Raw genomic sequence first — 21,239 nt, forward strand, 5'->3', positions numbered from 1 at the left:
ACCCTGCATCTTACAAATTACAGCGGTGCTGTAAGGTGAAAGCGGCAGTGCTTGCTCTGGTTGTTTGACCGCGTTGCCGTTAGGCTCTGAGATAAATGACGGGTATGATAATGCAATTTCTGGGCTTCAGCATGGCGAATTGAGGAGTATATGCGCTATTGGGGAAAAGTAATCGGGCTTGTGCTGGGTTTGTTAAGCGGCATCGGCTTTTGGGGAATAGCATTTGGCCTGCTGATTGGTCATCTGGTTGATAAGGCGCAGGCGGTCAGAGGACAGGGCTATTTCGCCAATCAGCAGACCCGACAGACGCTGTTTTTCCGCACCACCTTTCAGGTTATGGGGCATCTGACCAAATCGAAAGGGCGCGTTACGGATGCGGATATTCAGATGGCTTCCCTGCTGATGGATCGCATGCAGCTGCATGGTGAAGCCAGAACGTCGGCGCAGCGTGCCTTTCGCGAAGGAAAAGAGGGAGACTACCCGCTGCGTACTAAACTGCGTGAATTGCGTAGCGCCTGCTTTGGCCGTTTTGACCTGATTAGGATGTTTCTGGAAATTCAAATCCAGGCGGCCTTTGCTGATGGATCGCTTCATCCTAATGAGCGTCAGGTGCTGTATGTGATCGCAGAGGAGCTGGGTATTTCGCATAACCAGTTCGATCAGTTTCTGCGCATGATGGAAGGCGGTCAGCAGTTTGGCGGCGGCGGTCACTATCAGGGCGCGGGTTCGCAGGGTGGTTTTCAATCCGCTCAGCGTGGGCCGACGCTGGAAGATGCCTGTAGCGTACTGGGCGTAAAAAGCAGCGATGAGCCAGCGGTTATAAAACGGGCCTACCGTAAGCTAATGAGCGAGCATCATCCTGATAAGCTGGTGGCGAAAGGCTTACCGCCACAGATGATGGAAATGGCGAAGCAGAAAGCGCAGGAAATCCAGGCTGCTTACGATCTGATTAAGCGGGAAAAAGGCTTTAAATAAGCATTATCCGGCCGGTGGTGCGTTGCTCACCGGCTGGATAGCTTAGCGTAATCAACAGAGTTATTTTATTTATAGTCAAGTGCTAACCTGCAACGGGTTTATTGAATATTTAAAATTATCGCATGATTAACCTAAAGGCTGCGATAAATAAAACTACTGTCATCATGATAAATTATCAATAATTTTTACTCCGGTTGATAATAATGAGGCTTTAGAGGCCTCATTGTTTATGCTGGATTGACAGAGATCCAGATACACTGATACAGAACAGAACGTTTTTATTTTTAAATTCTGAATGTTAATTATCTGTATCACACTGGTTTATTAAATTATGAAAAAAGACAGGTATTCTTTATATCTCTGCATTGCCATTACCATGGAAATAGTGGCAACCACGCTGTTAGCTTTATCGAAGGGAATGTCGATAATTTTGCCAGCAGGGCTTGCACTGGCGGCGTATGCCGTTTCCTACTTTTTCCTGACGCTTTCACTGAAGAAAATCCCTATTGGCCTTGCCTACGCACTGTGGGCCGGTGTCGGCATTGTCGCCACCTCAATCACCAACCGCGTAGTGTTCGACAAGTTGATCAGCCATGGCAGCATAATTGGCATGTTATTAATTCTTGCGGGGGTAGTGGTGATTAATCTGCTCTCTGGAAAAGACAAGCCCGCTAATTCTGTTTCAGGAGGCAGGTAATCATGCTCAGTACATTAACCGGGTTGCTGTGGCTATTTATTGCCATTGTGCTGGAGGTTGTAGCCACCAGCCTGCTGCCTAAAACCGACAGTTTTCGCCGTTGGGGCATTACCCTTGGGGTAATGACAATTTACGCCTGCTGTTTTTATGCTTTATCAAAAGCGATTCTGGTTTTATCGGTCGGCCTTGCCTATGCCCTTTGGTGCGGTTTGGGCATTGTTATCATCAATTTGGTCGGCGTGGTTATTTATCGTAATAAAATAGATCGGCCCGCTTTTATCGGTATTTCATTAATTGTAGCTGGCTGTGTGATAATGGGAATGTTTCAATGAATAATGTTATGGATCAGCTTTATCCCCGCATTCATCGTCTGCGAACGCGTTATTTACAGGCGAAACCTTTTATCTCCGCAACCCGGGCCAGAGCCGTTACCGAAATTTATCGCCGCTATCCAGGCATGCCAACGCTATTGCTCCGCGCAATGGCATTTCGCCGTGCCTGTCAGCTTGCGCCGCTGGTGATTCAGGACGATGAATTGATTATCAGTCATCCGGCCGGTGCAGCCCGGGGAGGCGAAGTGTCGCCGGAAATCGCCTGGCGTTGGGTGGCGGATGAGCTCGATACCATGTCCACTCGCGCTCAGGATCCGTACGAAATCAGCGATGAGGTTAAGCGCGAACTGCGTGAAGACATTTTCCCTTTCTGGCAGGGGCGCTCACTGGATGAGGTGGCGGAAACGCAGCTGCGTCATGCCGGGCTGTGGGAGTGGAGTACCGATGACGGCATCTGCGACCTCAGCATCAAAACCCAGAACGGCGGCGGTGATACCTGTCCCGGCTACGATATTATTTTGCTGAAAAAAGGGCTGGGCGGCGTGGCGGACGAGGCTCGCGCAGCATTAGGTGGCTTATCGCCAACCTGTCCTGACGATCAGGATAAACAGGTTTTTTACGAAGCGGTGATTGAAACCTGTGAAGGCGTGAAAGATTATGCCAACCGCTATGCCGATTATGCCCAGCAGCTGGCAGAACAGGCAGTGGATGGCCAGCGCAGAGCGGAGCTGATAAAACTGGCGCACATTTGCCGCCGCGTGCCGGAACATCCGCCAGAAAATTTCTATGAAGCATTACAGGCGATTTGGTTCGCTCAGTCGCTGTTCATTCTGGAAGAGAACCAGACGGGGATTTCGCTGGGTCGTGTCGATCAATATCTGTGGCCGCTTCTTGCGGCGGATCTGGCGTCTGGCGAGTTAACCGAAGCAAAAGCGGAAGAGTTGCTGTGCTGCTGGATGATTAAAATGTCCGAATGCATGTGGATTTGCAGCGCCAGTTCCGCCATGTACTTTGCGGGTTATCAGCCTTTCGTCAACCTTGTGGTCGGCGGGCAAAAACGCGAGGGCGGCGATGCGACCAATCCTCTGACCCTGCTGATTATGGACTGTTCCCGCAAGCTGAAAATTTATCAGCCGAGCCTGGCGGTGCGTATTCACAATCAGTCACCGCAGCCGTTTATGCGCAAAATCGTCGAGGTTATTCGGGCAGGCATCGGTTTCCCGGCCTGCCATTTTGACGACGCCCACATCAAAATGATGCTGCGTAAAGGCTTCGATTATGAAGATGCGCGCGATTACTGTCTGATGGGCTGCGTGGAGCCGCAGCGATCGGGCCGTATTTATCAGTGGACATCGGTGGGGTATACCACCTTTACCTGCGCAATTGAGCTGGCGCTGAACAATGGCAAAACGGCCAGCGGTTCTCAGGTTGGGCCACTGACCGGCGAGCCGGGCGAACTCACCACCTATGCTGCTTTTGAAGCGGCGGTAAAACAGCAGTTAAGCCATATCGTCCGGCAGGCCGCCAGAGCCACGCTGATGATGCAGAAACTGCACCGGGATCTGGCCCCTAAGCCGCTGATTTCCTGTCTGGTAGAAGGCTGTGTTGAGCAGGGTAAAGATGTGATGCACGGCGGGGCGATGGTCAATAATGGCCCGGGCCTGATCTGGACCGGCATGGCGGACTATGCCAACGCCATGATGGCGATGCGCGAGCTGGTTTACACCCAGCACAAGGTTACGCCTGAGCAAATGGTGCAGGCGCTTCACGATAATTTTGACGGTCATGAATCGCTCCGCTCCGCATGCCTGAACGTAGCGAAATTTGGCAACGATATTGCCGAAGTTGATTACATCGCCCGGGATCTGATCCGCTTTATCGAGCAGCAGCATCGGCAGTACCGGATGCTGTATGGCCCGTTCACTCACGGTACGCTGTCGATCTCTAACAACACGCCATTTGGTCTGGCGACCGGCGCGCTGCCCAGCGGACGTCTGGCGGGCATGCCGCTGGCTGACGGGATCAGTCCTTCCCAGCAGACCGATTATGCCGGACCCACTGCCATCGTGAATTCCGTTGGGCGTATTAACGTCGAAGAGATGGAAATTGGGATGGTGCATAACTTTAAGCTGCTGCATGGCATTCTGGACACTGATGAGGGCGAACAGGGGTTAATTACCCTGCTGCGTAGCGCCAGTATGCTGGGCAATGCGCAGATGCAGTTTAGCTACGTGGATGACGAGACGCTGCGTAAAGCACAGGAAAACCCGGAGGCTTACCGCAATCTGATGATCAGAGTTGCGGGTTACAGCGCATTCTTCGTTGAACTCAGTCGTGAGGTCCAGGATGAAATTATCAGCCGCACCCAGTTGCAGCAGTTCTGAGGTGAACAGCTCAGGCATCGTCTTTAATATCCAGCGCTTTTCACTGCATGACGGACCGGGCGTACGCACGGTGGTGTTTCTGAAAGGTTGCCAGATGGCGTGTGCATGGTGTGCCAACCCGGAAAGCCTGTCGGGCCAGCCGGAAGTCTTATTTGACGGCCAGCGATGTCGCCACTCGCAATGCTGGCAGCGTTGTCCGGGCAAAGCTGCGCAGGGAAAATTTGTGAAGGCGGGCTATGCTGACTGGCCGGATGATGAGGATTGCCCGGCGGCGGCGATCCGTAATATTGGTAACCGGCTAAGCGTGGAGCAGGTCATGCAGACGGTCATTGCCGATGAACTCTATTACCGAACGTCTGGCGGCGGTATGACGCTCAGCGGCGGTGAAATCGCCCTTCAGCCCGTCTTTTCACGCTTGCTATTACAAACGGCCAGGCAGGAAGGGATCCATACCGCGGTGGAGACGTCCGGTTTTGCCTCATGGCCGCTGTTATGGCAGGCCTGTGAGGCCAGCCAGCTGGTATTGTTCGACCTGAAGCTGGCCGACGAGAAACGGCATCAGCGGTATACCGGCGTCAGTAATCGCAGCATTTTAAGCAATTTGCAAAAGATGCTTGATGAAGCAATCCCGCTGCGCATTCGCATCCCGGTGATCCCGGAAGTGAATGACAGTCTGGAAGAAGCGGAGAATATGATGGCGCTGATCGCCAGCATAACCCGCGGAAAGTCTGCTTTTCGCGGTATCGATCTGCTGCCTTATCACAACTTTGGCCTGCGGAAATATACTCTCTCTGGCAAAACCTGTGCTTATGAAGAGATGCATCCCGACCACGGCAAGCCGCAGGTAGAGCGTCTGGTCAACGCGGCGAATAAGTACGGTTTATCCACCGTGACTTTGTCGCACTGCATTGGCTGAAAAGGCAACAAAACCACATGGACGGGAGTCCGGCCTGGCGCCGGACTTTTTTATTTATGGGGGCTAAAACGCGACGGCAGCAGCATTAAAAGTCCGCAGGCTGACGGAAAGTCATGGGCGTTTGGTATTGCGGATGGGTGATGGTGAGCATCTCTGCATGCAGCTGAAGACGTGGTGCCATCGCTCTGGCTTCGTCGTGCGCGTAAAAATTGTCACCCAGAATAGGATGGCCCAGCGCCAGCATATGCACTCTTAACTGATGCGAACGGCCAGTAATCGGCTTGAGCAAAACCCGTGCGCTGTTATCAGCGGCATAGTCCAGCACTTCATATTCCGTTTGTGCCGCTTTGCCGGTTTCAAAACAGACTTTCTGTTTTGGTCGCTGCGGCCAGTCGCAAATCAGAGGCAGGTCGATCAGGCCTTTATCTTTCTCAGGATGCCCCCAGACGCGCGCCACATAGGTTTTTTTCGGCTCGCGTTCACGGAACTGGCGTTTCAGTTCGCGCTCGGCGGCTTTGGTCAGCGCAACGATAATCACGCCGCTGGTGGCCATATCCAGCCGGTGCACCGATTCAGCGTCGGGGAAGTCACGCTGGATGCGGGTCATCACGCTGTCTTTATGTTCAGGCAGGCGGCCGGGTACGGACAGCAGTCCGCTGGGCTTGTTGACCACCATAATATATTCATCCTGATACAGAATATGTAGCCAGGGCTCTTGCGGAGGATTGTAGGGTTCCATCTTCATGCCTGTATCAGGGCGGCCTGCGCCGCCCTGAGGTTGTTGACACAGTGCCGGTGCGAGGAACACGGGCCTTCCACAAAGGCGCAAAAAGCGGCGTCTATGCCAGCTCGACCTGGGCCTTCCATGGCCCAGGACGCTTTGTTCCAGGTCCGTGTTCCTCTCACTTTAAGTTTGTCAGCTGTCTGAGGGCGGCCTGCGCCGCCCTTTAGGTGTTACTGATGCGTCACAACAATCAGGCGCAGCGCGTCAAGGCGCCAGCCCGCGTCATTCAGCGCTTCCAGCACCTGCTCACGATTGCTTTCCAGCGCGTCAATTTCATCCTGACGAATGTTAGGATTGACCGCGCTTAAGGCTTCCAGACGCGACAGCTCAGCGCTGAGTTTTTCGTTCGCTTCCTGACGGGCAACGTCAATCAGCTTACGGGCTTCTTCCGCCGCCTGATCTTCCGCCAGCTTCAGGATTTCATGGACATCCTGCTGCACGGCGTTCACCAGCTTGCTGCCGGTATGGCGGTTTACGGCATTCAGCTGACGGTTAAAGCTTTCGAACTCCACTTTGCCCGCCAGGTTGGTGCCTTTACGGTCAACCAGCATGCGCACCGGCGTTGGCGGCAGGAAGCGGGTCAGCTGTAAGTGCTTCGGCGCCTGCGCTTCCACCACGTAGATCAGCTCAACCAACAGCGTGCCGACCGGCAGCGCTTTGTTCTTCAGCAGAGAGAGCGCACAGCTTCCGGTATCGCCCGACAGGATCAGATCCAGGCCGTTGCGGATAATCGGGTGTTCCCAGGTAACGTACTGTGCGTCTTCACGCGACAGCGCCTGACCACGATCGAAGGTGATGGTGCAGCCATCTTCCGGCAGGCCAGGGAAATCCGGCACCAGCATATGGTCGCCAGGCGTCAGTACAATCAGGTTATCGCTGCGATCTTCCTGATTGATACCCACGATATCGAACAGGTTCAGCGCAAAATTAACCAGTTCTATATCGTTATCCTGTTCGCCGATTTTCTCTGCCAGCGCCTGGGCTTTTTCGCCGCCGTTGGAGTTCAGTTCCAGCAGGCGGTCGCGTCCCTGTTCCAGCTGGCTTTTCAGCTCGTCGTGCTGCTTACGGCATTCGTGGATAAACTCGTCCAGCCCTTCGGTATTTTCGGGCGAGGCCAGATAATCGACCAGTCGAGCGCTGACTTTATCGTAAACAGCGCGGCCGGTCGGGCAGGTGTGCTCGAAAGCGTCCAGCCCTTCGTGATACCAGCGTACCAGCACGGACTGCGCGGTTTTTTCCAGATAAGGCACGTGGATCTTAATATCATGTGCCTGGCCGATACGGTCGAGACGACCAATACGCTGTTCCAGCAAATCGGGGTTAGACGGCAGATCGAACATCACCATCTGGCTGGCGAACTGGAAGTTACGGCCTTCGGAACCGATCTCCGAGCAGAGCAGCACCTGAGCGCCATCTTCTTCAGAAGCAAACCAGGCCGAAGCGCGGTCACGCTCGATAATCGACAGTCCTTCGTGGAATACGGCGGCACGAATGCCTTCGCGCTCGCGCAGAACCTGTTCCAATTGCAGCGCAGTGGTCGCTTTGGCGCAAATTACCAGCACTTTATGATCGCGGTTGCTGGTCAAAAAGCCCATCAGCCATTCGACGCGCGGATCGAAGTTCCACCAGGTGCCGCTATCGCCTTCAAATTCCTGATAGATTTGCTCAGGGTAAAGCATGTCGCGCGCGCGCTCATCGGCCGCTTTACGCGCGCCCATAATGCCGGAAACTTTAATGGCGGTCTGATACTGCGTTGGCAGCGGCAGGCGAATCTGATGCAGCTCGCGTTTTGGGAAGCCCTTCACGCCGTTACGGGTGTTACGGAACAGCACGCGGCTGGTGCCGTGGCGATCCATCAGCATGCTGATCAGCTCCTGACGTGCTTCCAGCTTGCCTTCACGATCGCTGTTAGCAACCTGCAACAGCGGCTCGATATCCTGCTCGCCCATCAGATCGTTCAGCATATTCATCTGCTGCTGATCGATAGCCTTGTCGGCCAGCAGGCCGGAAACGGCGTCCGCAATGGGACGGAAGTGCTGCTGCTCTTCAACAAAGGCGTCAAAATCGTGGAAGCGATCCGGATCGAGCAGCCGCAGACGGGCAAAGTGGCTCTCAAGACCCAGCTGTTCCGGCGTTGCGGTCAACAGCAGTACGCCCGGGATCTGCTCGGCTAGCTGTTCAATCACCTGATATTCACGGCTTGGCTGACCTTCTTCCCACGCCAGGTGGTGCGCTTCGTCGACGATCAGCAAATCCCATTCGGCTTCCGCCAGCATTTCCAGACGCTGCTTGTTACGGCGGACAAAATCGAGCGAGCAGATAACCAGCTGTTCGGTATCGAAAGCATTGTCGCTGTCCAGGCGCGCCTGCGCGTAGCGATCGTCATCGAACAGGGCGAAACGCAGGTTAAAGCGGCGCAGCATTTCAACCAGCCACTGGTGCTGAAGGGTTTCTGGCACCACGATCAGCACGCGTTCGGCGCGGCCTGCCAGCAGCTGCTGGTGGATAATCATCCCGGCTTCGATGGTTTTACCCAGACCGACTTCATCCGCCAGCAGCACGCGTGGTGCATGACGACGGCCCACATCATGAGCAATGTGCAGCTGATGAGGGATCAGACTGGTACGCATGCCGCGCAGGCCGCTGACCGCCAGGCGGTACTGTTCGCTCTGATATTTACGGGCACGAAAACGCAGGGCAAAGCGATCCATACGATCGAGCTGGCCGGCAAACAGGCGATCCTGCGGTTTGCTGAACACCAGCTTACTGTCAAGCATCACCTCGCGCATCAGCACGCCAGACTCGCCCGTATCCAGACGCGTACCAAGATAGGCGACCAGACCATTTTCAGTAATCACTTCAACAACTTCCAGCTGCCAGCCTTCGTGACTGGTGATGGTGTCGCCCGGGTTGAAGATCACACGAGTAATAGGAGAATCATTTCTGGCGTAAAGACGGTTTTCACCGGTGGCGGGGAAAAGCAGCGTCACCATGCGCGTGTCTACCGCGACGATGGTTCCCAATCCCAATTCGCTTTCCGTATCGCTGATCCAGCGTTGACCAAGTGTAAAAGGCATAGATATTCGGCTCGATTCTCGTAGAGGTTGTTTCAGGCAATAGCACTACCGCCCGGCACTCTGTGCCCGGCAAAATACAATTCAGATAGTCAGGAAGGGCGCTATGGTACTGGAAGGTGGCGCGTTCGTCACCTGTCAAAAAAGCCCCAACTGACCAGTTACCAGTGTAGCAAAGTCATCCTGCACAAAAGGAAGAATCCCCTCAGCGACTGGCTGTAGCTGGCGTGAGAGGTAATGTTCGTAGTCCAGTGGCGTGATGCGAACCTCCAGCGGTTCCGGGCCGGACGTTGCCATCACATAGCGAATTTTTCCGCCTTTCTGATATTGCAGAGGCCGTCCCAGCTTCTGATTTTGCTCATCGGCAATCCGCGCAGCCCGCACGTGAGGCGGTACGTTGCGCTGATATTCATCCAGCGGACGTCGCAGCCTTTTACTGTAGGTTAGCTGTTCGTCCAGCTCGCCATCCAGCAGCTGGCGAACGGTTTCGCGAATATAATCCTGATAAGGCTGCTGTTTAAAAATTCTGAGGTAGAGTTCCTGCTGAAATTTTTTGGCCAGCGGCGTCCAGTCGGTTCGTACCGTTTCCAGCCCTTTAAACACCATGCGTTCCTGTTCGCCTTCGCGGATCAGTCCGGCATAGCGTTTTTTGCTGCCCTGTTCCGCGCCGCGAATGGTGGGCATTAAAAAGCGGCAGAAATGGGTTTCATACTCCAGTTCCAGCGCGCTGGTCAGGTTTAGCGTTTCCCGCAGATGCGTTTGCCACCAGGCATTCACTTTTTCCACCAGCTGCTGGCCAATGGCTGCCGCTGAAGCCTCATCATGTGGCGTTTTCAACCAGACAAAGGTGGAGTCCGTGTCGCCGTAAATCACGTCATAGCCTTCGGCCTCTACCAGTTCTTTGGTCTGGCGCATGATCTCATGGCCTCGCATCGTAATGGAGGAAGCCAGGCGCGGATCGAAAAAGCGACAGGCGCTGGTGCCCAGCACGCCGTACAGCGCATTCATAATGATTTTCAGCGCCTGAGAAAGCGGCTTGTTGCCCTGTTTTTTCGCCGCTTCACGGCCCTGCGAAATCTGACTGACAATTTCCGGCAGGCAATGCGTAGTCCGGGAAAAACGCGCGCCGCGAAAGCCGTTGACCGAGTCCGCCTCGTCAGGGTGGGCCAGGCCTTCGACCAGCCCGACAGGGTCGATCAGAAAGGTGCGAATAATCGAGGGATAAAGGCTTTTGTAATCCAGCACCAGCACCAAATCGTACAGTCCGGGCCGGGAATCCATCACGTAGCCGCCGGGGCTGGCTTCCGGCGCCACTTCGCCAATACCTGGCGCCACAAATCCGGCGCGGTGCATGCGAGGCAAATAAAGATGGCTGAAAGAGGCAACCGAGCCGCCGTGACGATCGACAGGTAAACCGTTGACGGTTGCGCGCTCAAGCAGAAACGGCATCAGATCGGTGTGCTGAAAAATGCGTGTTACCAGCTCGCAGTCTTTTAAATTGTAATGGGCGAGCGCGGGTTTGTTTTCGGCAAAGCGCTGGTCAATCTCCTGCATTCGGTCCCAGGGATTGTTAATGGCTTTGCCTTCGCCTAACAGCTCGCGCGAGACGGATTCGAGACTGAATGAGGCAAAATCCCAGAAAGCGGATTTGAGGGCGTCAATACCGTCAATAATTAACCGTCCGGTCGCCTGAGCAAAAAAGATCCCTGGCTTGAAGCCGTGCTCGCGCCACTCCAGCGTCTCATTATTACGACCCAGCCGCAGCGGAATACCGTAGCGATCGGCATGCTTTTGCAACATGCGCAGGTCAAACTGCACCACGTTCCAGCCAATCAGCACGTCAGGGTCATGTTTCAAAAACCAGGCATTGAGTTTTTCCAGCAGCTGCGGGCGGCTGGCGACGTATTCCAGATTGAAATCCAGCTTGCTGGCATCGCCATTCTCCGGCCCCAGCATATACACGTCACGCTGGCCGCAGCCTTCCAGACCAATGCAGTAGAGTTCACCGTGGCGGGTGGTTTCAATGTCCAGCGAGACCCATTTCAGCGGCGGACGGTAAGTCGGATTAGGTTTGAGGCGGGCGTCGACCAGGCTGTTACCGCGAGGCTGGCCGCTGAACCACACGGGAGCGGTAATAAACCGTTCCATCAGGAAACGTTCCGGCGGGCGGATATCCGCTTCATACACCATCACGCCATTTTCCCGCAGCAGCTTTTCCAGTTTTTGCAGCTGGCGATACTGTTTACAGTAAATAGCGGTGACCGGACGCTGCCGGAAGTCTTTCAGATTAAGCGGCACCAGCCGATAGTCGCGCTCATGCGTAAGGAGCGCTTCGGCCTGAGCAAGCTGCTGCTGAGGAAGAAAAGCCACCGACTCCTGCACGGGCAATACCACCCGCTGCGGGCCGGCATCGGTCGCCAGCCACAGAACAATCTCCGTCCCGGACGGCGTGTCCCGCCAGTGGCGGGTAAGCAGAAAGCCTGCGCGTGCGTCGTTCACCAGATGCCCTTATTGCTGTCACAATGAACAAGGATAACATGTTCATTTATACAGTGTCTCCCGCCTTATCCATGTCGTTATCGCTTGCGTCAGTATTCGCATACAAATCAGCGCTTGACGCCATTCAGCCAGCTCAGGACAATCCGGGATCCTGTTACAGAAAATGTGAAAAGTATGGAAGCCTGGCTACAACATCTTATTACGCAATCACTTGCCTGGTCGCTGCTGGCTGTTGGGCTGATTACCTTTTTCGAATCGCTGGCGCTGGTAGGGCTGCTGCTGCCCGGCACGGTGCTAATGGCGTCGTTTGGCGCGCTGATCGGCAGCGGCCAGATTGGTCTGTACCCGGCCTGGGCCGTGGGAACGGTCGGCTGCCTGCTTGGCGACTGGATCTCCTACGCTATCGGCTGGCAGTTTAAAGGACCGCTTCACCGCTGGTCGTTTATCAAAAAACATCAGGCGCTGATGGATAAAACAGAACATGCGCTGCATCAGCACAGCATGTTTACCATTATTGTCGGTCGCTTTGTTGGCCCGACGCGTCCGCTGATCCCGCTGGTCGCGGGCATGCTCGAACTGCCAGTGAAGAAGTTTATTCCGCCGAATATTATTGGCTGCATCTTTTGGCCGCCGCTTTATCTGCTGCCGGGTATTCTGGCTGGCGTGGCTATCGACGTGCCAAAAGAGGCCAACAGCGGCCTGTTTAAATGGTTGCTGTTAGCGGTTGCGCTGCTGGTCTGGCTGGGTGTCTGGCTCGGCTGGCGCTGGCTGCGGGTGAAAAAACAGAACGACTGGGCCACGCCTTATCTGCCCGTGTCCCGTTTACGCTGGCTGGCACCGTTAATGATGCTGGCGGCCATCGCCAGTTTTATTGCTATTCAGTTCCATCCTATGATGCCAATTTTCCGCCATCTGCTGTGGCAAGTATTTATTGGATAGTGATGTGTCGGGGTCGGCCGTTTATCGCAGGCCGATCCCTAACACCGCCGCCTCACTGACCTCACCGTTCAGCAGTGCCTGTGTGCTGCCATCCCAGTAAATGCGACCATCGACAATCAGCACGCTGCGATCCGCGATGCGTGCCGCATCTTCCAGACTGTGCGAGACCATCAGCAAGGTAAGATTACGCTCCCGGCAGACTTCATCGACCAGCTGTAGCATTTCTTTGCGCAGGGCGGGATCTAATGCCGAGAAAGGCTCGTCCAGCAGCAAAAGCGGCTGCTGACGCATCAGACAGCGGGCGAGGGCGGCACGCTGGCGCTGGCCGCCAGAGAGTTCCGCAGGCAGCCGCTGCAAATATTCACTCAGCCCCACGCGCCCGGCAATAGACTGCAACTGTTGCTTTTGGCCGGCATCAAGCTTCATGCCCGGGTGCAGCCCCAGCGCGATATTTTGCGCCACGGTGAGGTGGGTAAAAAGATTGTTTTCCTGAAACAGCATCGAAACCGGGCGCTTTGCCGGAGCACTTTTGACGTGGTCTTGACCTGCCAGCAGCAGGCCACCGCTGTCGGCGTGAAGAAAACCAGCGATCAGTGAGAGTAGCGTACTTTTCCCTGCGCCGCTTGGCCCAAGCACCGCGACCCGCTCGCCAGGCTGCATTTGTAAGGCAAAACGCATTGGCAGATGATGATAAAGATAGGTCAGATTAGTCAGCGTTAGCATGGCGTCCCGGCAGTTTTTCAATCAGGGTAAACAGCAAAAAACAGAGTAGCAGCAACAGCAGCGCGCTAACCGCACCGTCCGCGCTGCGATAGGCGCCAATTTGCTGATAAAGATAATAAGGCAGCGTGCGGAAATCATCATTGCCAAACAGCGCTACGACGCCAAAATCGCCAATCGACAGCACGCAGGCAAAGGCCAACGCCTGTGCCAGCGGTCGTTTCAGCGCGCGAATTTCAATCAGACGCACCCGGTTCCAGCCGCGAATATCCAGTGCTGTACACAGGCGATCGTAGCGTTCTGCAATGTCGCGCAGCGGATTTTCCAGCACTTTCATTGCGTAAGGGATGGCCATCAGCGCATTAGTAAAAATGACGATGCCGTCTGCCGACTGCGGTAGCCCGGTGGTTTCATTAAGCAGCAGGAAAAAACCGGTAGCTAATACAATGCCCGGCATCGCCAGGATCAGCATACCGCTCAGCTCCAGCATCTGGCCGGAAAAAGGCCGCTGCCGCAGACGCAGCTCGCGACTGCTCCACAGCAGCATAAAGGTCAGGATCACGCACAGCATGCCCGCACCCAGTGCAATCCGCAGCGAGGTAAACGTTGCCTGCCAGAGTGCAGGCTGTTGCAGCACCCTGGCCATTCCGCCGTTCAGGCCCTCGGAGATAACGGCCACCAGGGGAGGCAGTAGTAACAGCAGCGCCAGCGTTAGCAGCAGGCCGTCAGTGAGTTTTGCGGTCAGACTCTCCTCCGGGTTGCGCCAGCCACTGATATTGGCCGTTCCGGCAGGCAGCGCCTTACTGAGTCGCTGGCTAACCATCACCAGCGCCAGACAACAAACCATCTGGATCAGCGCCAGCAGCGCTGCCCGGCCGGGATCATAATCAAAATTTAACGCCTGAAAAATAGCCAGTTCAATGGTGGTCGCTTTTGGCCCACCGCCCAACGACAGCACGGTTGCGAAGCTGGCAAAGCACAGCATAAAGATCAGCGCGCCCGCAGGCAGGATCTGGCGGCGCAGCCACGGCCATTCCACAATCCGAAAATGGTTCCAGCCAGCCACCCCCAACTGGGCAGCCAGCTGGCGCTGTTCGCCAGGAATTTGCTCAAGGGCCTGAAGCAGCAGTCGTGCGGCCAGCGGCAGATTAAAAAATACGTGCGCCAGTAAAATACCTTGCAGGCCGTAAGGCGTGAAGCTGTAGTTCAGCCCAAGCAGCGAACAAAGCTGCGCCAGCCAGCCGGTGCGGCCATATACGCTGAGGATGCCGAACACCGCTACCAGCACCGGCAGCACCAGCGTCATCGCGCAAAGGCGTAGCAGCATTTTTCGCCCCGGAAAGCGGCGGCGATATAAAGCCCGCGCCAGAGGAATAGCGGGCAGGACTGAAAGCGAGGCAGAGAGAAAAGCCTGCCAAAAAGAGAAGCGCAGCACGTGCCAGAGATAGTCATCCTGCCAGATGCTGTGCCAGTCGACGGCAGGCGCGCTGCGCCACAGGGCCGTTATTGCCAGCAGTGCAACAGCCACCAGCAGCGTGGCCGCCAGTGCACCCGGCACCAGCGGACCGGCGGTTAGCGGCTGACGGCGCGTTGCCATGCATTGATCCACTGGCTACGTTGGCTGGCGACTTCCTGTGGCGAATACTGAAGCGACACGGTCGGGATGGTCAGCGTCTCAAAGCCTGCGGGCAGCTTGCTCTGCACGACGGGGTACATCCAGTTCCCTTGCGGTATCGCGCTCTGGAAAGGCTTATCCAGCATAAATTGCATAAATTTCTGTGCCAGCTGCGGCTGCTTGCTGCCTTTCAGCTGCCCGGCGACTTCCACCTGCAAATAATGACCTTCGCTGAAGTTTGCCGCAGCGTACTGGGTTTTCTTCTCTTCAATCAGATGGTAAGCCGGAGAGGTGGTGTAGCTCAGCACCATATCGCCTTCCCCTTTCAGGAACAGGCCGTAAGCCTCGCTCCAGCCTTTGGTCACGGTGACGGTTTTCTTCGCCAGTTTTTGCCACGCGTCCGGCGCATTATCGCCAAAGACTTTTTGCATCCACAGCAGCAGGCCAAGCCCCGGCGTGCTGGTGCGTGGATCCTCATAAATCACCTTCAGTGGGCGATCGCTTTCCACCAGTTCCTTCAGGCTTTTGGGCGGATTTTGCAGCCGGGTTTTGTCATAGACAAAGGCGAACCAGCCATAGTCGTAAGGCACAAAGGTGCTGTTGCTCCAGCCACCCGGCACGGTGATTTTGTGAGTATCGACATGACTCGCGGCAAACAGCCCGGTTTTTTCGGCCGCATCCAGCAAGTTATTATCCAGCCCCAGCACCACGTCAGCCTTACTGTTTTTGCCTTCCATCCGCAGACGATTAAGCAGCGAGACGCCATCTTCCAGCGCAACATACTTCAGCTCGCAGCCGCAGCTGGCTTCAAAAGCTTTTTTAATTGCCGGGCCGGGGCCCCAGTCGGCAGAGAAAGAGTCGTAGGTATAAACCGTCAGCGTGGGTTTGGCGGCAAAGGCCGGGAGCGAACAGAGAACCATCAGAGGAAGAACTTTTTTTAACACTTTGCGTTCCTTGTAGAGGGAAGTGACGCATGATCTGAGCAGGCGAGTCATCTCAAATCCCTGGGCCGGTATTAGCCGGGTCAGGTTCGATGGGTTTTTCTCAGCGTAAACGGACTAACAACCCGTTATGCACCCTGTTGAGGTCGGCATAATCATAATGATTTCCGGCGGCTTGCGAAAGCATCACGATTCCGGCGGCGCGAACCAGGCGGATTTGAAGTCGAACCAGCCGAGCGTGTTCATCCGCACATTGCGCATGCTGCGTTCGCCTTTCAGCAACAGCCAGTGGTGAAACAGAGGATGGAGGCTGCCGCTGGTAATCAGCTTCCTGCTCCAGTCGGCCAGCGGTAGCTGCTGTTCACGCCAGCGCTGGGCGTCGCTTTCCCAGTCTACGGTCAGACAGTGGCGCATCAGCGGCATTTCATACAGCAGGGCAAACAGCGAAAATTCCAGCGGCAGCGTAAAGTTGGCGCTGCCCAGCCAGATATCGCTTTCTGCCTCGCCACGATACCAGGTTTCGTAATCGACCTGTCTGGCGATCAGTTCAACGCCTTTCTCAGCCAGCAGCGGCCGTAAGGCATTGGCGATGCCCTGATGTTCAATATGATCGCTATAGAAAGTCAGCGTTAGCGAAGTCAGGCCTTCCGGTTTTTCTACAGGCGTGATGTCATTGCGATGATGCCAACGCGGCAGCAGGCCCCACGCGGGAAACCAGTAGCGCTGATAGCCAACGCCGGACTGGTTCAGCAAGGCAATGGGATTAGCAATGGCGCTGACCCAGCGTCTGATATGCTCATTGCGTCCTGCCTCTGAACGCTGATCGAACAGCAAAAAATAGCAGCCTTCCTCCAGGCGGCTCTCTTCCGACTTTTCGGCCTCGCTGCCGCCTTCCAGCTTCACGCCTGAGTAGACCAGCTCCTCACTGATTTCTGGCAATACCCAGATATTGACCTCATCAATGAGCGCTCTGAAGCCAAAGTAATCATCAAAGGCCTGAATACGCAGCTGGCTTTGCTGATTATGCACCACCGCATAAGGCCCGGTACCAATTGGCTGGCGAGCGAAGTCGGGCAGGGAAGGCCACTCTTTCGGCAGGATCACGGTGCTGACGCTGCCCAGTAGCCAGGGAAGCCAGCTGTCAGGTTGATGCAGATGGATATCCAGCGTCCATGGGGTAGACGACGAAATATGCTGGAAATTGGCATACAGCGGCTGGGCTTTGAGCCTTTCCAGCGAGGCGATAACGTCCACCATCTCCATCTCACGACCGTGATGAAAATGGATCGCCGGACGTAAGAAAAAACGCCAGTGGCAGGGCGAAACCTGCTGCCAGTGATGGGCGATATCCGCTTCGATTTCCCCGTTTTCCTCATTTATCCGCGTCAGGCTGCTGAAGATTTGGCGGGCAAGGTGCGTTTCTGAGCGGCGCAACGGCGTAGCCGGATGCAGGTTGAGCAGTGAACGGTAGTAAAGAACGCGAAGGATATGCCGTCCCTGGCGGAAACTGCGGCCCAGATGCGAGATAAGCATCTGGCGGACGGCATTTTTATCGCCAACCAGCTGCACCAGCTGATCGATGCGATCCTGTTCCAGCAGGTCCTCCGCCCGCTGCTGCTGTAACGCGAGTCCGGTATAAAGAAAACTCAGCGTTGAGCGCTTACCGCGTCCCGCTTCTGCCTGCCACGCCAGCCAGCCTTCCTGCTGCATCGCATTCAGCAGATTACGCATATGGCGGCGTGAACAGCTAAGCTGCACGGCTAAATCGTTGAGCGTGGTTTCCTGTGTCTTGCCCTCACAGCATTGCCACAGCCGGATAAACTGCTGATGTAAACGCTTCGATGTCATAAAAGAGGAACTCTTGGCCAAAAGCTGTCAGTTTTTCTTGCCTTATATTAAGGCAATAATGAAAGCGGATGAAAGAGCGGGAGGCATTCTCTGAATGGCGCTCTGACATTTCATTTTTTTACGATCTGAGTATGGTGCTGTTTCACCAGCCAGCGGGCGTTTTGCCTGCTGGCTTTTTTCATTGCATGTTTTCTTCTATGCTTCGTTATTCCCTGCTGTCGCGATATTTTTCCTTGAAGGATCAGTTATGAAATCGCTTCTCACGCCCGGCCGTCGTATCAATCCTGTGTATCTCGCTTTTATGGCCGTCTCTTTTATGGTCGGGGTTGCGGGTGCGCTTCAGGCACCTACCTTAAGCCTGTTTCTGACTCGCGAAGTGCAAGTGCGTCCGTTTTGGGTTGGGCTGTTTTATACTGTTAACGCTATTGCCGGGATTGTGGTCAGCCTGCTGCTGGCCAAACGTTCGGATAACCGTGGTGACCGACGGATGCTGATCCTGTTTTGCTGTTTGATGGCGGTAGGCAACGCGCTGTTATTCGCTTTTAACCGTCATTACCTGACGCTGATTACCTTCGGCGTACTGCTTTCAGCGATCGCCAGCGTCTCGATGCCACAAATTTTCGCCCTGGCACGTGAATATGCCGACAGTTCGGCGCGAGAAGTGGTGATGTTCAGCTCGGTAATGCGTGCTCAGCTGTCGCTTGCCTGGGTTGTCGGCCCGCCGCTTTCCTTTGCGCTGGCGCTGAATTATGGCTTTACCACCATGTTTGCTATCGCCGCAGGCCTGTTTGTGGTTTGTATTGCACTGATTTGGTTTGCGCTGCCCTCTGTTCCACGGGTTGAGCAATCGCCTGAGGTATTAGTGACCCAGATAAGCGCCTGGAAAAACAAGGATGTGCGCCTGCTGTTTATCGCCTCGCTGCTAATGTGGACCTGCAATACCATGTATATCATTGATATGCCGCTTTATATCAGCAGCGTGTTGGGATTGCCGGACAAACTAGCCGGCCTGCTGATGGGCGTGGCGGCAGGGTTGGAGATCCCGGCGATGCTGCTGGCGGGTCATTATGTAAAGCGCTTTGGTAAACGTAAAATGATGCTGTTTGCGGTGCTGTCCGGCGTGGTGTTTTATCTGGGGCTGGTGCTGTTTCATTCACGGGCGGCCCTGATGGCGCTGCAAATTTTCAACGCCATTTTTATTGGGATTATCGCCGGGATCGGCATGCTCTATTTTCAGGATTTGATGCCAGGCAGGCCGGGCGCAGCAACAACGTTATTCACCAACAGCATTTCAACCGGCGTAATCCTTGCGGGCGTTTTGCAGGGCGCATTAGCCGAAAGCTTCGGCCATTATTCGGTTTACTGGGGCGCGCTGATCCTGTCGCTGGCGGCGCTGGCGATGTCGGTGAAAGTGAAGGATGTTTGAGTTTCTGAATTTTAAGAGGTAAAAAAACGTGCTGTACGCTGGTGCAGCACGCTTTGGGGAGGTTGTTTAAATCCGCTAGCGCAAAAACACGGGCTGCTGCTGCTCGTAAGCGGTGATATCCGCATCGTGCTGAAGCGTCAGGCCGATATTATCCAGCCCGTTAATCAGGCAGTGACGACGGAAGCTGTCGATGCTAAACGCATAACCTTTCTCACCGGCAATGACCTGCTGGTTTTCCAGATCAACGGTGAAGCTGATGCCCGGATCCGCGGCAACCCGCTGGAACAGCTCCTCGACTTCCTCTTCACTCAGCGTCACCAGCAGCAGCTGATTGTTGAAGGAGTTATTGGCAAAGATGTCTGCGAAATCGCTGCCGATAATCGCCTGAATGCCATAATCGGTCAGCGCCCAGGGCGCATGTTCACGTGAAGAACCGCAGCCAAAGTTTTCGCGGGTAAGCATAATGCTCGCGCCGCGAAACTCAGGTTTATTTAATACAAATTCCGGGTTAGGGATCTGGCCTTCCGCGTCAAGATAGCGCCAGTCGTAGAACAGATTGCGGCCAAAGCCGGTGCGCGTCACCATCTGCAAAAACTGTTTAGGAATGATGGCATCGGTATCAACGTTAGCCGCATCCATCGGCACCACGATGCCGGTGTGTTGGGTGAATTTTTTAGCCATAACGATCCCTTAAGTCAGCTCGCGGATATCGGCAAAATGCCCTGCGACCGCCGCAGCGGCAGCCATTGCCGGGCTTAACAGATGCGTGCGCCCGCCGCGCCCCTGGCGACCCTCGAAGTTGCGGTTGCTGGTGGAAGCGCAGCGTTCTCCAGGGCTGAGACGGTCGTTGTTCATCGCCAGGCACATGGAGCAGCCAGGCAGGCGCCATTCAAAACCGGCATCAAGAAAGATTTTATCTAAACCCTCCGCTTCCGCCTGCGCTTTCACCGGACCGGAACCCGGTACGACATAGGCCTGAACGCCCGCCGCAATCTTATGGCCTTTCACCACCAAAGCCGCCGCGCGTAAATCTTCAATACGCGAGTTGGTGCAGGAACCGATAAAGACTTTGTCGATCTTCACATCGGTCAGCCGCGTTCCGGCTTTCAAATCCATATAAGCCAACGCTTTTTCGGCCGAAGCACGTTCAATCGGATCGCTGAATGAGGCCGGATCGGGAATGCGTTCGTTAACGGCAATCACCTGGCCTGGATTGGTGCCCCAGGTTACCTGCGGTGCAATCTCTTCCGCCTTCAGCGTGACGACTTTATCGTACCGCGCACCGCTGTCGGATTTCAGCGTGCGCCAGTAAGTAACCGCCTCGTCCCAGGCGGCTTCCTTCGGCGCGAACTGTCGACCTTTAACGTAATTAAACGTGGTGTCGTCCGGCGCGACCAGGCCCGCTTTCGCGCCCAGTTCAATCGCCATATTGCACAGCGTCATACGGCCTTCCATACTCAGGGCTTCAACTGCCTGACCGCAAAACTCCACCACGTGACCGTTACCGCCGCCGCTACCGGTTTTACCAATAATTGCCAGCGCAATATCTTTAGCGGTAATCCCCAGCGCGGTCTGACCGATCACCTCAATCTTCATGGTTTTTGCACGAGACTGCTTCAGCGTCTGCGTTGCCAGCACGTGTTCAACTTCCGAGGTGCCGATACCAAACGCCAGCGCGCCAAAAGCGCCATGCGTGGAAGTATGCGAGTCGCCGCAGACAATGGTCATGCCTGGCAGAGACATGCCCTGCTCGGGGCCAATCACATGCACGATGCCCTGAAAAGGATGCTTGAGGTCATACAGCCGTACGCCAAACTCTTCACAGTTTTTGATGAGCATTGACATCTGGATGCGTGCCATTTCGCCGCTGGCGTTGATGTCTCGCGTCTGGGTGGAGACGTTATGATCCATTGTCGCAAAGGTTTTTGACGGCTGGCGCACCGGGCGGCCATGCGCACGCAGACCATCAAAGGCCTGCGCTGACGTCACTTCATGGACAAGATGCCTGTCGATGTACAACAGCGGCGTTTCACGGGGCGCTTCATAAACGACATGCGCGTCAAACAGCTTCTCGTATAATGTTTTCATA

At 55.2% G+C, this 21,239-nt stretch carries 15 protein-coding genes, 1 pseudogene and 1 riboswitch; of the genes and pseudogenes, 7 read left to right on the forward strand and 9 right to left on the reverse strand.

Features of this window, described 5'->3' with window-relative positions; all coding sequences use genetic code 11:
- Positions 1–150 precede the first annotated feature (150 nt).
- The 5 genes and pseudogenes from djlA (at position 151) to EHV07_RS03600 (ending at position 5,304) form a co-directional block, all read left to right on the forward strand.
- Complete coding sequence (gene djlA, locus EHV07_RS03580) at positions 151–975, forward strand: co-chaperone DjlA (protein WP_147195147.1); 825 nt, start codon at positions 151–153, stop codon at positions 973–975.
- Positions 976–1,306: 331 nt separating this feature from the next.
- Positions 1,307–1,672 carry a multidrug efflux SMR transporter gene (locus tag EHV07_RS03585; RefSeq protein ID WP_147195149.1) on the forward strand — a complete coding sequence of 122 codons (366 nt, stop codon included), beginning with the start codon at positions 1,307–1,309 and terminating at the stop codon, positions 1,670–1,672.
- Between the two features lie 2 nt (positions 1,673–1,674).
- The gene (locus tag EHV07_RS03590; RefSeq protein ID WP_147195151.1) at positions 1,675–2,004 is read left to right on the forward strand and encodes a multidrug efflux SMR transporter; all 330 of its coding nucleotides are present in this window, start codon (positions 1,675–1,677) and stop codon (positions 2,002–2,004) included.
- Between the two features lie 8 nt (positions 2,005–2,012).
- A pseudogene (gene cutC, locus EHV07_RS03595) lies at positions 2,013–4,388 on the forward strand (choline trimethylamine-lyase); the annotation flags it as partial.
- A 1-nt stretch (position 4,389) separates the two neighbouring features.
- Positions 4,390–5,304: a glycyl-radical enzyme activating protein gene (locus EHV07_RS03600; protein WP_168199588.1), complete on the forward strand. Its 915-nt coding sequence runs from the start codon at positions 4,390–4,392 to the stop codon at positions 5,302–5,304.
- Positions 5,305–5,389: 85 nt separating this feature from the next.
- Here EHV07_RS03600 and rluA read toward each other — a convergent pair whose 3' ends face one another.
- The 3 genes from rluA to polB all read right to left on the reverse strand — a co-directional run bounded on the left by rluA (position 5,390) and on the right by polB (position 11,661).
- On the reverse strand, positions 5,390–6,049 hold the full coding sequence (gene rluA / locus EHV07_RS03605) for a bifunctional tRNA pseudouridine(32) synthase/23S rRNA pseudouridine(746) synthase RluA (protein WP_147200515.1): 660 nt from the start codon (positions 6,047–6,049) through the stop codon (positions 5,390–5,392).
- 209 nt (positions 6,050–6,258) lie between these two features.
- Positions 6,259–9,165, reverse strand: a complete 2,907-nt coding sequence (gene rapA, locus EHV07_RS03610) for an RNA polymerase-associated protein RapA (RefSeq protein WP_147195157.1) — start codon at positions 9,163–9,165, stop codon at positions 6,259–6,261.
- Positions 9,166–9,300: 135 nt separating this feature from the next.
- The gene (polB, locus tag EHV07_RS03615) at positions 9,301–11,661 is read right to left on the reverse strand and encodes a DNA polymerase II (protein ID WP_147195159.1); all 2,361 of its coding nucleotides are present in this window, start codon (positions 11,659–11,661) and stop codon (positions 9,301–9,303) included.
- Positions 11,662–11,835: 174 nt separating this feature from the next.
- Between polB and EHV07_RS03620 the strand changes: the two genes are divergently transcribed.
- Positions 11,836–12,600, forward strand: coding sequence for a DedA family protein (locus EHV07_RS03620; protein ID WP_147195161.1), 765 nt, complete (start codon positions 11,836–11,838; stop codon positions 12,598–12,600).
- A 21-nt stretch (positions 12,601–12,621) separates the two neighbouring features.
- On the opposite strand, the gene thiQ is transcribed toward EHV07_RS03620, so the two are convergent.
- From thiQ to sgrR, 4 genes are all read right to left on the reverse strand, one after another.
- Positions 12,622–13,323, reverse strand: coding sequence for a thiamine ABC transporter ATP-binding protein ThiQ (thiQ, locus tag EHV07_RS03625; protein ID WP_147195163.1), 702 nt, complete (start codon positions 13,321–13,323; stop codon positions 12,622–12,624).
- The gene (thiP, locus tag EHV07_RS03630) at positions 13,307–14,917 is read right to left on the reverse strand and encodes a thiamine/thiamine pyrophosphate ABC transporter permease ThiP (RefSeq protein ID WP_147195165.1); all 1,611 of its coding nucleotides are present in this window, start codon (positions 14,915–14,917) and stop codon (positions 13,307–13,309) included. The genes thiQ and thiP overlap by 17 nt, the downstream gene beginning before the upstream one ends.
- Entirely contained in the window at positions 14,893–15,879 is a 987-nt protein-coding gene (thiB, locus tag EHV07_RS03635) for a thiamine ABC transporter substrate binding subunit (RefSeq protein WP_147195167.1), read from the reverse strand. Before thiB ends, thiP begins: the two co-directional genes overlap by 25 nt.
- A gap of 39 nt (positions 15,880–15,918) precedes the next feature.
- Positions 15,919–16,026, reverse strand: a riboswitch (TPP riboswitch).
- 36 nt (positions 16,027–16,062) lie between these two features.
- Positions 16,063–17,724, reverse strand: a complete 1,662-nt coding sequence (gene sgrR, locus EHV07_RS03640) for an HTH-type transcriptional regulator SgrR (RefSeq protein ID WP_147195169.1) — start codon at positions 17,722–17,724, stop codon at positions 16,063–16,065.
- A gap of 247 nt (positions 17,725–17,971) precedes the next feature.
- On the opposite strand from sgrR, the gene EHV07_RS03645 reads away from it, so the two are divergent.
- Positions 17,972–19,150 carry a sugar efflux transporter gene (locus EHV07_RS03645; RefSeq protein WP_147195171.1) on the forward strand — a complete coding sequence of 393 codons (1,179 nt, stop codon included), beginning with the start codon at positions 17,972–17,974 and terminating at the stop codon, positions 19,148–19,150.
- 75 nt (positions 19,151–19,225) lie between these two features.
- Here EHV07_RS03645 and leuD read toward each other — a convergent pair whose 3' ends face one another.
- Both leuD and leuC read right to left on the reverse strand, forming a co-directional pair.
- Positions 19,226–19,831, reverse strand: coding sequence for a 3-isopropylmalate dehydratase small subunit (gene leuD / locus EHV07_RS03650; protein WP_147195173.1), 606 nt, complete (start codon positions 19,829–19,831; stop codon positions 19,226–19,228).
- Between the two features lie 9 nt (positions 19,832–19,840).
- The gene (gene leuC / locus EHV07_RS03655) at positions 19,841–21,238 is read right to left on the reverse strand and encodes a 3-isopropylmalate dehydratase large subunit (RefSeq protein ID WP_147195175.1); all 1,398 of its coding nucleotides are present in this window, start codon (positions 21,236–21,238) and stop codon (positions 19,841–19,843) included.
- Between the last annotated feature and the right edge of the window lies 1 nt (position 21,239).

Origin of the sequence: Pantoea sp. CCBC3-3-1 (assembly GCF_007981265.1) — a bacterium.
Lineage (GTDB): Bacteria > Pseudomonadota > Gammaproteobacteria > Enterobacterales > Enterobacteriaceae > Erwinia.